Annotated in this window: 11 protein-coding genes, 1 tRNA gene and 2 pseudogenes; 2 read left to right on the top strand and 12 right to left on the bottom strand. The window is 45.9% G+C overall.

The features are described 5' to 3' along the window. Window positions 1–12 precede the first annotated feature (12 nt). The 4 genes from C8U37_RS04795 to C8U37_RS04780 all read right to left on the bottom strand — a co-directional run bounded on the left by C8U37_RS04795 (window position 13) and on the right by C8U37_RS04780 (window position 4,854). On the bottom strand, window positions 13–1,203 hold the full coding sequence (locus C8U37_RS04795) for a phosphoglycerate kinase (protein ID WP_108032124.1): 1,191 nt from the start codon (window positions 1,201–1,203) through the stop codon (window positions 13–15). 110 nt (window positions 1,204–1,313) lie between these two features. Further along, complete coding sequence (gene gap, locus C8U37_RS04790; protein WP_108032123.1) at window positions 1,314–2,315, bottom strand: type I glyceraldehyde-3-phosphate dehydrogenase; 1,002 nt, start codon at window positions 2,313–2,315, stop codon at window positions 1,314–1,316. Between the two features lie 39 nt (window positions 2,316–2,354). Continuing rightward, window positions 2,355–3,392, bottom strand: coding sequence for a sugar-binding transcriptional regulator (locus C8U37_RS04785; protein WP_108032122.1), 1,038 nt, complete (start codon window positions 3,390–3,392; stop codon window positions 2,355–2,357). A gap of 367 nt (window positions 3,393–3,759) precedes the next feature. Beyond that, the gene (locus C8U37_RS04780) at window positions 3,760–4,854 is read right to left on the bottom strand and encodes an RNA polymerase factor sigma-54 (protein WP_146161808.1); all 1,095 of its coding nucleotides are present in this window, start codon (window positions 4,852–4,854) and stop codon (window positions 3,760–3,762) included. Window positions 4,855–5,079: 225 nt separating this feature from the next. Between C8U37_RS04780 and C8U37_RS04775 the strand changes: the two genes are divergently transcribed. Continuing rightward, window positions 5,080–5,151 (top strand) — tRNA-Arg (locus C8U37_RS04775). 311 nt (window positions 5,152–5,462) lie between these two features. Continuing rightward, window positions 5,463–6,062 (top strand): annotated as a pseudogene (gene clpP / locus C8U37_RS04770) (ATP-dependent Clp endopeptidase proteolytic subunit ClpP); the annotation flags it as partial. Window positions 6,063–6,413: 351 nt separating this feature from the next. Here clpP and C8U37_RS04765 read toward each other — a convergent pair. The 8 genes and pseudogenes from C8U37_RS04765 to atpA all read right to left on the bottom strand — a co-directional run bounded on the left by C8U37_RS04765 (window position 6,414) and on the right by atpA (window position 14,013). After that, a complete protein-coding gene (locus tag C8U37_RS04765; RefSeq protein WP_233436832.1) occupies window positions 6,414–6,602 on the bottom strand; it encodes a DNA-directed RNA polymerase subunit beta in 189 nt (62 codons plus the stop codon). Window positions 6,603–6,683: 81 nt separating this feature from the next. Beyond that, window positions 6,684–7,655 (bottom strand): annotated as a pseudogene (gene mreB, locus C8U37_RS04760) (rod shape-determining protein MreB); the annotation flags it as partial. A gap of 64 nt (window positions 7,656–7,719) precedes the next feature. Further along, complete coding sequence (gene murA / locus C8U37_RS04755) at window positions 7,720–9,033, bottom strand: UDP-N-acetylglucosamine 1-carboxyvinyltransferase (RefSeq protein ID WP_108032119.1); 1,314 nt, start codon at window positions 9,031–9,033, stop codon at window positions 7,720–7,722. 120 nt (window positions 9,034–9,153) lie between these two features. Beyond that, on the bottom strand, window positions 9,154–9,390 hold the full coding sequence (locus tag C8U37_RS04750; RefSeq protein WP_245879760.1) for a DUF1146 family protein: 237 nt from the start codon (window positions 9,388–9,390) through the stop codon (window positions 9,154–9,156). 274 nt (window positions 9,391–9,664) lie between these two features. Further along, window positions 9,665–10,090 carry a F0F1 ATP synthase subunit epsilon gene (locus tag C8U37_RS04745; protein ID WP_108032118.1) on the bottom strand — a complete coding sequence of 142 codons (426 nt, stop codon included), beginning with the start codon at window positions 10,088–10,090 and terminating at the stop codon, window positions 9,665–9,667. A 1-nt stretch (window position 10,091) separates the two neighbouring features. Continuing rightward, on the bottom strand, window positions 10,092–11,525 hold the full coding sequence (gene atpD / locus C8U37_RS04740) for a F0F1 ATP synthase subunit beta (RefSeq protein ID WP_108032117.1): 1,434 nt from the start codon (window positions 11,523–11,525) through the stop codon (window positions 10,092–10,094). Window positions 11,526–11,543: 18 nt separating this feature from the next. Beyond that, window positions 11,544–12,464, bottom strand: a complete 921-nt coding sequence (locus tag C8U37_RS04735) for a F0F1 ATP synthase subunit gamma (protein ID WP_106450737.1) — start codon at window positions 12,462–12,464, stop codon at window positions 11,544–11,546. Window positions 12,465–12,501: 37 nt separating this feature from the next. Continuing rightward, window positions 12,502–14,013, bottom strand: a complete 1,512-nt coding sequence (gene atpA, locus C8U37_RS04730; RefSeq protein WP_108032116.1) for a F0F1 ATP synthase subunit alpha — start codon at window positions 14,011–14,013, stop codon at window positions 12,502–12,504. Window positions 14,014–14,030: the final 17 nt, after the last annotated feature.

Genomic DNA, 14,030 nt, shown 5'->3' with positions numbered 1-14,030 from the left:
AAGATAGGTTGCTTATTTGTCAGAAATTGATGCTACACCTGGTAATTCTTTACCTTCAAGGTATTCCAAAGATGCTCCGCCACCAGTTGAGATGTGCGTGAAGTCATCAGCAAAGCCTAATTGCATAGCAGCTGCAGCTGAGTCTCCGCCGCCGATGATTGTTACAGCATCGTCTAATTTAGCGATTGCTTCGCAGACACCGATTGTTCCTTGCGCAAAGTTAGATAATTCGAACACACCCATAGGTCCGTTCCATACGACTGTTTTCGCGCCTTGAAGTTCTTTAGTGAACAATTCGATGGAAGCAGGTCCGATATCCAATGCCATTTGATCAGCAGGGAATGCTTCGTTATTAGCGATTGTGATTTCTCCATCGTTGCCGAACTCATGAGCCATTTTAGCATCGATAGGCAAGATCAATTTGTCGCCAGCGCTTTCCAACAATTCTTTAGCCAATTCAACTTTATCAGCTTCCAATAAGGATTTGCCGATTTCCAAGCCTTGTGCTTTCATGAATGTGTAAGCCATACCGCCACCGATAAGTACTTTGTCGGCTTTGTTCAATAAGTGTTTGATAACACCGATCTTGTCGCTGACTTTCGCTCCGCCTAAGATAGCTACGAATGGACGAACAGGCTCGTCAACAGCTCCGCCGATGAACTTGATTTCTTTCTCCATCAAGAATCCAGCTGCGCTTTCAAGGTTAGAAGCGATTCCGACGTTGGAAGCATGAGCACGGTGAGCCGTACCGAATGCATCGTTAACGAACAGGTCGCCTAGGCTAGCCCAGTATTTGCCCAATTCAGGATCGTTTTTGCTTTCTTTTTTGCCGTCAACATCTTCGAAACGAGTGTTTTCGAATACCAAAACATCTCCATCTTTCAAAGCAGCAATTGCTGCTTCCAAAGCTTCGCCGCGTGTTTCAGGAACGAAAGTGACTTCTTTGCCCAACAATTCAGCCAAACGGTCAGCTACAGGCTTCAAGCTCAACTTCGCTTTGTCTTCGTCAGTTTTTACTTTTCCTAAGTGAGAGAAAAGGATGACTTTTGCGTTATTTTCGATCAAGTAGTTGATTGTAGGAAGAGCTTGAACGATACGGTTGTCGTTAGTGATTGCTCCATCTTTCATAGGAACATTGAAATCAGCACGAACCAATACTTTTTTTCCAGCTACATCTAAATCTGTTACAACTTTCTTTGTCATTACGTCGCCTCCTGATATGTGTATCTACATAAGAAAAGCGAGGAAGCGCGTTGCCTCCCCGCTTTTGTTATCTTCTACGATTCAGCTTTCAATAGATGAAAGACTTGATCTTATAAGCTAGCAAATTCTACTAAAGTACGTACTAATTGTGAAGCGTAAGACATTTCATTGTCGTACCAAGCAACAGTTTTAACTAATTGTTTGTCTCCAACTGTCATTACTTTAGTTTGTGTAGCATCGAATAAAGAACCGAAGTTGATACCAATGATATCACTTGAAACGATTTCGTCTTCAGTGTAGCCGTAAGACTCGTTAGAAGCAGCTTTCATAGCAGCATTGATTTCTTCAACAGTTACAGTTTTTTCCAATACAGTCACTAATTCAGTCAATGAACCGGTAGGAACTGGAACACGTTGAGCAGCGCCATCTAATTTGCCTTTCAATTCAGGCAATACATCACCGATAGCTTTAGCAGCACCAGTTGTGTTAGGTACGATGCTTTCTGCAGCAGCGCGTGCACGACGGAAGTCGCCTTTAGGATGTGGAGCATCCAAAGTGTTTTGATCGCCAGTGTAAGCGTGGATTGTAGTCATTAAGCCTTCAACGATTCCGTATTGATCATTCAATACTTGAGCCATTGGAGCTAAACAGTTAGTTGTGCAAGATGCGCCTGAAACGATAACATCGTCAGCATCCATGATATTGTGGTTAACGTTATAAACGATTGTTTTAACGTCGCTGCCTGCTGGAGCAGATAAAAGAACACGTTTAGCGCCTGCATCAACGTGAGCTTGAGCTCCCGCTTTGCTCATGAAGAAACCAGTACATTCCAATACGAACTCTACGCCAAGTTCTGCCCATGGAAGCTCTGCTGGGTTACGTTGTGATAACACTTTGATGTCTTTTCCGTTTACAGTGAAGAATCCGTCTTTAACTTCTACATCACCATTGAATCTGCCTTGAGTTGTATCATATTTCAATAAGTGAGCTAACATTTTAGCGTCAGTCAAGTCATTGATTGCTACAACTTCGATTCCTTCTACTTCTTGAATACGGCGGAATGCTAAACGTCCAATACGTCCAAAACCGTTAATACCAACTTTTACTGTCATACTGAGATTTCCTCCTTAGGATAAGTCAAAATTTTTATTTTAAAGGGTTACCCCTTTTAAAATCAGATTAGCTGCGCCCTCATCCGTAATCAGCCATGTTTGATGCGGGGCATATTTCATAAACGCTTTAATAGCCTTGGCTTTCGTGCTTCCCCCTGCAATGGCCATTGCGTACGGGATCTTTTCGATATCTTCAATCTGAAGTCCGAAGCGGGACAATCGATAGACGATTTCACCGTTCTCATTGAAGTAACAACCAAAGGCTTCACCTACCGCATTATGCGCTTCTAGGGACGAAATCAACCCGTGCGACATCCTGCGTCTTTCCATCATTACTTTAGCATTACCGATACTATATAACAAGCAGTTAGCCTTTTTCATGACGGATAAAGTATGTTTGATTGATGGCTCGGATTTCATGGATGCATAAGCTTTATCGCTCAAATTATCGGGAACGAAAAGTGCCATGTTCTCACCGCCGACCAATTGCGCCATACGATCGCTGACACTGTTGGCTTGTATCGACATGGATTCGCCTAAACCGCCTCGTGTCGGGACAAAAATGAACTCCCTGTTCTGTGACAATTCAGGTGAAAAATGTTCGGCAGCCTGTGCCATTGTACTTCCACCAGCAACAGCAACGATAAATTCGCCTGCCGGCAATAACGCATGCAGTTCTTTGGCTGCAGTTTTCCCGATTTCATCCAGAACGGATGCATCTTCATCACTATCGCCAGGAACAATCCTACAAAACTGAATGTTCAGATAATCCGCTAATGCCTTTTCTTTCGCATTCATATTCAGCAATAACCGCATGAACCTTTCCAGTTGACGAAAAATTTCTTTGCCTTCCTCAGTCAATTCCATCCCGTTCTTCGAACTGGAAAGAAGACCTTGTTTCCGCAAAAAATCTGTCTCAGTCCGCAAAGTCCTTTCTGATAAGGAAACTTTATCGGCCAGGACGCGTCTCCCGACTGGAGCATACATTTGGATATTACGCATGATATGGTAACGATTTTGAAGGACTGACATAAGGTCCGGGACTATTTGCTGCAAGACTGAAATAGACTCTTCCATAAAAACCCTCTTCATTTGCACGTGGACGCTTTTCGCCCCGCTGCAACCTTAGGCGGTCCTCGTTTATTTCATATCAAGAGAGATGGAATAGGACTGCAAATACTTTTTGCATCCGTCTACTCTCCCTCGTCTTTACTTCATCATTTTAACAGTAAACACTAGACGATTCAAGCGTTTTGGCAAATAAATTCGATTTCCCTCAAAATAGATTCGTTCAATATATCACGATTACGCTATAATCCGATTGCCTTTTAGACGCACGCTTTCAGAAAACCTTGATACAGCAACTTTTTGATAAGGGTCGATAATCGTCCCGTTATTGTTTAACGTTTCGCATCTTTTTCATTTATTATTATCGATTCACAGCCTATTCACCGCATAACTGGTGCAACAAAAATGTCCCGCGGTCCGTTTCAATCATTTTCTCCAATATTTCTTCGCGCATGACAGTCACCGGGACCGCCAATTCTTCTGCCAAACGAGTCATATCGAGCGGCTCCAATTCCCGGCCTTCAAGGAAAAAGCCTTTCTGCAAGCCGCAGATCAGTTCTCCCGCCGAAAGCAGCAATTCCTTTCTGAATGCCATTGCCGACCGCAGTTGCTCCCATTCCGTTTTCTTCGCTGACAGAAATTGTTGCACATCTTCAGCTTTGTGCTGCATCATCTCTTCATAATATTCTTTTTGGAAAACAACAACCGGAGAAACCAACTCATTGAATTTAACAGTCAGATGCCCATCCACCAGTTGCAGATAAAGATCCGGTCTGGGCAACGAAAAGCTCTCATCGCCGAATGCTGATCCCGGTGTCGGGTCCAAGGTTTGGGCATACTCGAATACCGCCTTCACGTCGGACAGTTCCACATCCATCTCGTCCGCAATTATTTTCCAGTCCTTGTCACTGAAGGCTGTAAAGTAATTCTCCAGAATATAATAAGCGATTTCCGGCGCATATTCATCGCGCTCCGTCTGCAGCATCAGACATTCCTGCAAATTCCGGGCCCCGACACCCGGGGGATCCAGTTGATGCAGCAGCGTCAACGCGTCCAGCATCACAATCGGTTCGACACCCTTCTGTTCCGCGGCTTCATTCAGATCGATGGTGACGTACCCCTCTGGATTGATGAATGCCACCAAAAATAAAACCAACTCGCGCAAGGGCGTGTCCCGCATATTTGCATAGATTTGTTCCAATAAGAATGTATCCAACGCCGGCACTTCTTCAAACACTTGATCCATAGCAGAAACCGTGTCCATCGGATCATCCTTATCGGGCTTATACACTACCGTTTTTTCTTTTACAGCGCGCTCATCGAATTCTTTATTGATTTTCACTTCGATCAAAGGGTTGCCTAACGCTTTTTGTTGTAGGTAAGCGAATAATTCTTCATTGTTGTACCCGACCAACTTCAGCGATTCCTCCAAGCTTTCCTTATCCATATGCATACTTGATATAATCGACACACCGATCCCTCCTCACCTTTTCAGAATCATTTTATCACACACAAGCTTTTATTGAAATCGTTTTCAATGATTGGGAGTTAATTTCAGCCGTGATTGGACTGTTGTTTCGTAAGGTTCCCAGCCGTTCCGCAGAGTTGAATCAGCACCAAAACAATCATGCGGATCGAGATCGCATTTTCCTCTTGCTATCTTTCACGCTATGGGTTATAATTTTTGATGTTGCTTGTCTCCTTGGTGTAATGGATATCACGTAAGATTCCGGTTCTTGAGATGGGGGTTCGATTCCCTCAGGAGACGTACTATTTTATTGATGCATCAACATTTCCAGTCATCGAATGCAAAAACAGTGTAAAAAATCTCCTTTCCCACGCGGAAGAGGAGATTTTTTTATTAGCTTCTCGCTTCTCTTTAAATCCGATCGGCATTTTCAAAATCTATTTTTGGACATTTGCTGACTGAAACGATATGATTGAGTAAGGTATATTTGATCAGAAAACGCGAAGCTTCAGGCCAAACATTACAATTGACCTTTTCTGACCAATGAGTTAAAATAAACCTTGTAAAGAAAAGCAAAGAAAAACTGTTCATTCAAAACGAACGAGGAGGAAACATATATGAATTTAATCCCTACAGTAATCGAACAATCATCCCGTGGTGAACGTGCGTATGATATTTATTCCCGTCTTCTGAAGGATCGCATCATCATGTTGAGCGGCCCGATCGACGACAACACAGCAAATTCTGTCATCGCCCAATTGCTATTCTTGGATGCACAAGATTCAGAAAAAGATATCTACATCTACATCAACTCTCCAGGCGGCAGCGTTTCTTCTGGCTTGGCCATCTTTGATACGATGAACTTCATCAAAGCGGACGTTCAGACGATCGCAATGGGCATGGCAGCTTCGATGGGCAGCTTCTTATTGACTGCCGGCGAAAAAGGCAAACGTTTCGCGTTACCGAACGCTGAAATCATGATTCACCAACCTCTTGGTGGCGCACAAGGTCAAGCAACCGAAATCGAAATCGCAGCCCGTCATATCCTGCAGACCCGCGAACGACTGAACAAAATTTTGTCGGAACGCACAGGACAACCGATGGAAGTCATCGAACGCGATACAGACCGCGACAATTACATGACCGCCCAACAAGCGAAAGAATACGGTTTGATCGACGAAGTCATGGTAAACTCAAAATCATTGAAATAAAAAAATACGAATAAAGCGAAGATGGCCGGCAACATACTGCCGGCTATCTTCGCTTTTTGATTTGGGATGCTTGTGTAACTGAGATAGCCGGACCATCAACCGGAGTACAGCACCGTGCCGGAGCCCCTGCTCCGGCGAGGCACTTGCTCGCCGGAATACACCGATAACTTTCGGCTTGTTCTCCGGCGAAGCCACTCTCACCGGAGAACACAAGAGAAATGTCGGCCGAACTCCGGCGAAGCCTCTGTTCACCGGAGAAAGCGGTGAGCTGTCCGGCAACCTACCAGTTCACTTATCCCCAAACAAAAAAAGCAGACGGAACGCAATCGCTCCAGTCTGCCTTTTTTTTCCTTAACGGATATAATTGAAGATATGTTCCCAGGTCTGTTTACTGAATACAAGCATCGGATTGCCGTCACCAAGGACGCCATACCCGACCATCAGACCGGCTCCAAACAGGATGAAGGCCATCAACATGAAAATCAAAACCCACATCACTGTTGACAGTACAGGTTTGAAATCAAATTTCACAGCGATCACCTATCTTCCTTTTTTGATTTTGGTTTTTTGGATCAATCGTGCCAATAATCCGAAAAGTCCACTGGATGGACGGTTCTTTTGGTCAATGTTATTCAAGAGGATACCAGTCCCCAAAGCAACAGCATCCAAAGGTTTTTCCGCAGCAAAGACAGGAACTTTCAACTCGCTCGAGAAAAGTTTCTCGATGCCGCTGATCAAAGCACCCCCGCCTGTCAAAACGATTCCGGTATTGATGATGTCCGCAGCCAATTCAGGAGGCGTCATTTCCAATACTTCCTTCGCTTGCTCCACGACAAGAACCAAGGTTTCGTGCATCGCTTCGTATACTTCTTTGGAAGTGATGTAGATGGTGCGCGGAAGGCCCGTCACCATGTCACGTCCGCGGATTTCCATTTTTTCTTCCTTTTCAGGCTCCAAAGCAGTTCCGATCGTGATTTTGATCTTTTCAGCTGTCCGCTCGCCGATCAACAATTTGTGTTCCCTTTTTACGAAGTTCATGATGTCGGCATCCAGTTTATCGCCGGCCGTTTTGATTGAGCTGCTCGTTACGATGCCGCCCAATGACAAGACTGCGATATCACTCGTTCCGCCACCCATATCGATTACCATGTTTCCGTTCGGCTGAAAAATGTCAAGACCGGCTCCGACAGCCGCAACTTTCGGTTCTTCCTCCAGATACACATTTTTTCCGCCGCTCTTTTCCGCAGCTTGGATGATCGCTTTTTGTTCGATTGTTGTGATGTTCGTCGGACAACAGATCAAAATATTCGGCTTGGTCAAAAAGCCCTTTACATTCAAGCGATCAATAAAGTGGGTCAGCATTGCTTCTGTGATGTCAAAGTCTGCGATGACGCCGCCTTTCAACGGACGGATCACTCTGATGTTTGCCGGCGTACGCCCGACCATCATATAGGCTTCTTCCCCAACTGCTAAAACTTTTCCTGTTTTTGTGTCTACTGCTACGACGGAAGGCTCATTCAAGACGATACCTTTCCCTTTAACGTGAATCAGTACGTTCGCTGTACCTAAATCGATCCCTATATCTCTGGCCACGTTGTTCCCCTCTCAAACATTCATCATTTAGCGATAGCTATCTTGCGGACGACAGTTGTCCGACTTATTTTGCAAAAAGTGCTTCAACATCTGAATCGCTGAAGGCCTTCTGTTCATCTTCTGTGACACGTTCGACGTCAGCTCCTAATGCCTGTAGCTTTTTATCGAATTCATAATAACCGCGATCCAAATGCGATAAGTTTGTGACGCGCGTATAGCCTTTGGAAACAAGGCCAGCAATGATCAAAGCAGCTGCCGCACGCAAATCTGATGCAGCCACTTCTGCGCCTTGCAGTTCCGTGTTGCCATGAATCAAGACTGTCTGCCCTTCGACTTTGAAATCAGCGTTCATACGGCGCATCTCTTCCAAGTGCATGAAGCGGTTTTCGAATACCGTTTCCGTCATCGTGCTTGTGCCTTGGGACACCAATTGCGCAATCGTCATTTGCGCTTGCATGTCGGTAGGGAACCCTGGATGCGGCATCGTTTTGACGTCCGTCGCTTTCAAAGTACGGGGACCGATGACACGCAGGCCATTTTCTTCTTCCTGGAAGGCAACGTGCATTTCCTTCAGTTTTGAAATCAGCGGTTTATTGTGTTCGGCAATCGCATCTTCAATGAACACATTCCCGTTCGTGACTGCAGCTGCGATCATAAACGTTCCTGCTTCGATACGGTCCGGGATAATCGAATGCTCCGTTGCTTTCATGGACGAAACGCCTTCGATTCGGATCGTTTCTGTTCCGGCTCCGACCACTTTCGCTCCCATGCGGTTCAAGAAATTCGCCAAATCAACGATTTCAGGTTCGCGTGCCACGTTTTCAATAATAGTGGTTCCTTCCGCCAAGGTAGCGCCCATCATGATGTTCTGGGTAGCACCGACACTCGGGAAGTCCAAGTAGATGCGTGCGCCGACTAATCTGTCGACTTTCGCTTCAACAAAACCATTTTCGATCTTGATGTCAGCTCCCATCGCTTCAAACCCCTTCAGGTGAAGATCGATAGGACGTGTTCCGATGGCACAGCCGCCCGGTAAAGCGATGCGAGCATGCCCCAGACGTGCCAAAAGCGGACCCATTACGACGATTGATGCACGCATTTTGCTGACATAAGCAAATGGTGCTTCAAAATTTATGTCGTTTGATGCATCCGCTAAGATGGTGTTGTTGTTTTCTTGAAATTCAACTCCGACATTCAGATGTTTCAGAACATTATTCATTGTGAAAACATCAGACAGTATCGGAACGTTCGTCAATACAGATTGCCCTTCGCTTGCCAAAAGTGTAGCAGCCAAAATCGGCAAAACTGCGTTTTTTGCGCCTTCAACTTTAACTGTTCCTTCAAGACGGTTACCGCCGCGAACAATTATTTTTTCCATAAAAAAATCCCTCCGAAAGTCAATTGTGATCTCATTTGTATGTTTGTATGCAACTATTTGATAATCCTGGAACTCCGACCTGCCCGTACAGCAACGATCTATTGTGTAACCCTGAGCGGATCATGAGAACAATAAGTAACTGATGTTCCGCGAAGTCGTCACCAACTCGAGCAGAAATGTACTTACTGTGTAGCCTAAAGCAATCGACAGAAAGAAATAGAGCACCCGTGCTTCGCGTATGTGCCCCTTCCTTATCCATTTCTCCAATCTGATGGCTTTCATCGACCAGAAAGAAATGAAAATGAATATCATATGGGATAGCAATACTATTATACCGTTAAACATCGTTAGGTCCAAGCGACGCACTCCTCCCATATTCTCAAACTATACTAACATAAATATTGTGAAAAAAAAACCAGGAAGCTCGTTTTTGTCGGACCATCTGCTAAGAATTTACTAAGAAAATCGTTTACATTTGTTTTCCTGTTAAGGTATAATAATATGTTACAACACATCAGAATGAAATTGAGTGCTATTTCTGCAGATGATTTGTGCATATTATCTCATCCACTAATTAATTGTCAGAAGATGCATGAAACTAAAAAAAAAGAGGCCTACGATGGCCTCTTTTTCAGCTGGATCTGTTCTTCGAAACACCGATACGGTTGACGGCTTTCGAAAGCGAGATCTTCGCACGTTGGAATTCTTTTTCATTTTTGATATCGCGCGCCTCTGCCATGCGTCTTTCGGCGCGTTCTTTCGCGACTTCGGCACGGTCGATATCGATATCCTTTTCGCGTTCCGCACTGTTCGCAATGATGTTGACGATATTGTCGCGCACTTCCATGATGCCGCCGTTGACGGCAATGTGGTTCTGCGCCAATTCATCGGTCACACGCGTTACGATCAGGTCAGCGATTGCCAAAGGCACGATGATCGGGGTATGGTTTGGCATGATTGTAATGCCGCCGTCCGTTGTCTTGGCGGTCACCGCTTTAGCGCGATGCTGAAAGGCGATGCCATCCGGCGTCACCACATTGACTTGCAGGTATGCCATCTCATTCCCCTCCTTTATAGCCTAATTCTTTCGCTCTATTCAGAACTTCTTCAATCGTACCGACGTTGCGGAAAGCTTCTTCCGGAACTCCATCGTATTTACCTTCCACGATCCCTTTGAAGCCGCGTACGGTTTCGGATACAGGGACATAAGAACCAGGAACACCGGTAAAGGCTTCGGCCACATGGAAGTTTTGGGACAGGAAGAATTGGATTCTTCTTGCGCGGTTAACCGTGATTTTTTCGGAATCGGACAGTTCGTCCATCCCAAGGATAGCGATGATGTCCTGCAGTTCACGGTAACGTTGCAAGATGCGTTGTACTTTTGTGGCCACATCATAATGTTCATCCCCGACGATTTCCGGAGATAAGGCACTTGAAGAAGAAGCCAACGGGTCCACAGCAGGATAAATCCCTTGTTCAGTCAGTTTACGCTCCAAGTTGGTCGTTGCATCCAGATGGGCAAAGGTTGTTGCCGGTGCCGGATCGGTATAGTCATCCGCCGGTACATAGATTGCTTGGATGGAAGTGATCGAACCATCTTTAGTAGAACTGATGCGTTCCTGAAGTTGGCCCATTTCTGTCGCCAATGTCGGTTGATACCCTACTGCTGAAGGCATCCGGCCCAATAGCGCGGAAACTTCGGAACCAGCTTGGGTGAACCGGTAAATATTATCGATGAACAAAAGCACATCCTGTTTTTCTTCATCACGGAAATGTTCCGCCATCGTCAAACCGGACAAAGCGACACGCATACGTGCACCAGGCGGCTCATTCATTTGACCGAATACCATTGCCGTCTTTTCGCCGACACCTGACTCCTGCATTTCGTGGTAAAGGTCGTTCCCTTCACGCGTACGCTCACCGACACCCGTGAACACCGAGATGCCGCCATGCTGTTCCGCTACGTTATGGATCAATTCTTGGATCAGTACCGTCTTACCGACACCGGCTCCACCGAAGAGACCGATTTTTCCGCCTTTCAGATATGGCGCAAGCAAGTCGATGACCTTGATGCCTGTTTCCAGGATTTCAAAGTTACTGCTCAACTGATCAAATGTCGGCGCTTTTCTGTGAATCGATTCACGACGGAAATCCTCTGGCATATCGCCCTTCAGATCGATCGTCTCACCCAACACGTTGAACACACGACCTAGAGTGCCCAGACCAACCGGCACTTTGATGGGTGCCCCGGTATCGACGACAGTCAGTCCTCTTTGCAGACCATCTGTCGATTCCATTGCAATTGCGCGAACAACACCATTCCCCAATTCAAGCGAAACCTCCAAAACGATGGTTTCCCCTTCTTCATTACTCCCAGCTTTGGGTGCCTTGTGTACGATCAGCGCATTGCGGATGTCCGGGACACCTTCTTCCAATGGGAAGCCAACGTCGACTACCGGCCCGATTACTTGTACAATATGACCTTTTTTCATGCCTTTTCCTCCCATTTTCTAATTTTCCAGAGCAGAAGCTCCACCGACGATTTCGGTGATTTCTTGCGTGATTGCAGTCTGTCTCACTCGGTTGTATTGAATCGTCATATCGTTGATCATATTGGTTGCATTATCGGTGGCACTCTTCATGGCCGTCATGCGTGAAGCATGCTCGGATGATTTAGCGTCGATAATGGCTCCATAAATCAAACTTTCCGCATATTGTGGAAGTAAAATTTCCAAAATTTCTTCTTTGTTTGGTTCAAAAAGATAATCTACTTCGTAACCGACCGCTTCATGGGAATCCAAGTCCGTCAACGGCAGCATTTTTTCAGCCCGATACTCAGAGATCAAAGCGTTGACATGATGTTTGTAACAAACATACAACTCATCAAAAGCACCATCACGATAAAGCTGGATTGCCTTCACTACGATATCACTGACTTCCGTAAAGCTGGGCTGGTCGTTCAAATCCCTGATTTCGAATGCAACTTCGATGCCGCTCTTTCTTAGATCATCAGCGACCGCTCCCCCTACCGACAGCACAACAAACTCATCGTTTGAAGCGTGGTCGATCGCAAGCATATCTTTTGTCGCTTTCAGGATCGAACTGTTGTACCCTCCGGCTAAGCCTTTATCGGAGGAAATGATCAGATAGCCTGTTTTACGGATTGGGCGCTCAATCAACATATCGTGAAAATCGACCAGAACTTGATCGCTCGCTGACACATGACCATGCTCCTCAAGCAAAGATAATTGCGTGCTGGCTATGTGTGTTACGATTTCGCGTATTTTTGCTGCATAAAGCTGATATCCCCGCACCTTTTGTTCGGCGCGGATCAGTTTGGAGGCAGATACCATTTGCATGGCGCTTGTTATTTGACTTGTCTTCTTTGTGGAAGCTATGCGTTTCCGGATGTCTATTAAAGACTCTGCCATATTATCACCTCAATATTATCTGTTCATGCTGACCAATCTACTCGACATGCGGAATAAAGATGCCCGCGAATGCACTCAGCGCTTCATCCAGGTCTTCCGTAGGCGGTAAGTCTTTTGTCTCCGAAATGATGGAGAACAGATTTGGATAGGACATTTTGACGAATTTGAACAACTCAGACTCATAACGTTCGATGTCCTGCACTGGAATGGAATCGATAAATCCGTGCGTCAATGCATAGAGAATGAGAACTTGTTTTTCGACATCCAAAGTCTTGTGCAAGTCCTGCTTCAGTATTTCCACGGTTCTGCGGCCGCGGCTAAGGCGTTTCTGTGTGGAAACATCCAAGTCCGAACCGAACTGAGTGAATGCTTCCAGCTCGCGATAGCTGGCCAAATCGATACGCAACGTTCCTGATACTTTTTTCATGGCTTTGATTTGAGCAGATCCGCCGACACGGGAAACGGATAAACCAGCAGATAGAGCCGGACGGATTCCCGAGAAGAACAGGTCGCTTTCCAGGAAGATCTGACCATCCGTGATGGAGATGACGTTCGTCGGAATATAAGCGGAGATATCCCCAGCTTGTGTTTCTACGATCGGCAGCGAGGTTATGGAACCGCCGCCCAACTCATCATTTAATTTTGCTGAGCGTTCCAACAGACGGGAATGCAAGTAGAACACATCCCCTGGATACGCCTCGCGACCTGGCGGACGGCGCAAAAGCAACGACATTTCACGGTAAGCAGCCGCCTGCTTGGAAAGATCATCGTACACGATAAGGACGTGTTTGCCTTTGTGCATGAACTCTTCTGCCATCGCTGTAGCAGCGTAAGGCGCGATATAGAGCATCGGCGCGGATTGCGAGGCACTGGCGGTCACGACAATCGTATAATCCATTGCATGATATTTTTTTAACGTTTCCGTCATATTTCGGACCGTCGATTCCTTTTGTCCGATTGCGACGTAGATGCAGATAACATCTTTTCCGCGTTGGTTGATGATTGCATCGATTGCGATGCTTGTTTTTCCGGTTTTGCGGTCACCGATGATCAACTCACGTTGGCCCCGACCGATCGGCACCAAAGCATCCAATGCTTTTAGGCCGGTCTGAAGAGGTTCTCTGACGGACTGACGATCCATAACGCCCGGTGCTGCGTTTTCAACCGGTCTTGTGCCCGTCGTTTCGATGCTGCCTAAACCGTCCACAGGGCTGCCTAAAGCATCCACAACGCGCCCGATCAAAGCATCTCCGACCGGCACTTCCATGATTTTGCCTGTACGTTTGACGATATCGCCCTCATGGATATTCTCATAAGCTCCAAAAATGATGATACCGACATCAGTCATCTCCAGGTTTTGGGCCATCCCGATGGAACCGTTGGAGAACTCCAACAATTCACCGGACATAACGTTCTCCAAACCTTTCGCGCGTGCGATTCCATCACCGATGTAGGTAACTTTTCCAATTTCTTCAAACTCTGACACAGATTGAAAAGTGTTGATCCTATTTTTGATCAATGAACTTAAATCTTCGTTTTCAGTAGCCACATTATTCACCTCTTCAA

Origin of the sequence: Trichococcus patagoniensis (assembly GCF_003051085.1) — a bacterium.
In the GTDB taxonomy this organism is placed as follows: domain Bacteria; phylum Bacillota; class Bacilli; order Lactobacillales; family Aerococcaceae; genus Trichococcus; species Trichococcus patagoniensis.
This window is presented reverse-complemented; position numbering and strand designations above follow the sequence as displayed.

What these genes read in the sequence shown, in the direction of transcription:
- C8U37_RS04795 (WP_108032124.1), bottom strand. Translation starts at nt 1,203, where the DNA reads ATGACAAAGAAAGTTGTAACAGATTTAGATGTAGCTGGAAAAAAAGTA.
- gap (WP_108032123.1), bottom strand. Translation starts at nt 2,315, where the DNA reads ATGACAGTAAAAGTTGGTATTAACGGTTTTGGACGTATTGGACGTTTA.
- C8U37_RS04785 (WP_108032122.1), bottom strand. Translation starts at nt 3,392, where the DNA reads ATGGAAGAGTCTATTTCAGTCTTGCAGCAAATAGTCCCGGACCTTATG.
- murA (WP_108032119.1), bottom strand. Translation starts at nt 9,033, where the DNA reads ATGGAAAAAATAATTGTTCGCGGCGGTAACCGTCTTGAAGGAACAGTT.
- C8U37_RS04745 (WP_108032118.1), bottom strand. Translation starts at nt 10,090, where the DNA reads ATGGCATACCTGCAAGTCAATGTGGTGACGCCGGATGGCATCGCCTTT.
- atpD (WP_108032117.1), bottom strand. Translation starts at nt 11,525, where the DNA reads ATGAAAAAAGGTCATATTGTACAAGTAATCGGGCCGGTAGTCGACGTT.
- C8U37_RS04735 (WP_106450737.1), bottom strand. Translation starts at nt 12,464, where the DNA reads ATGGCAGAGTCTTTAATAGACATCCGGAAACGCATAGCTTCCACAAAG.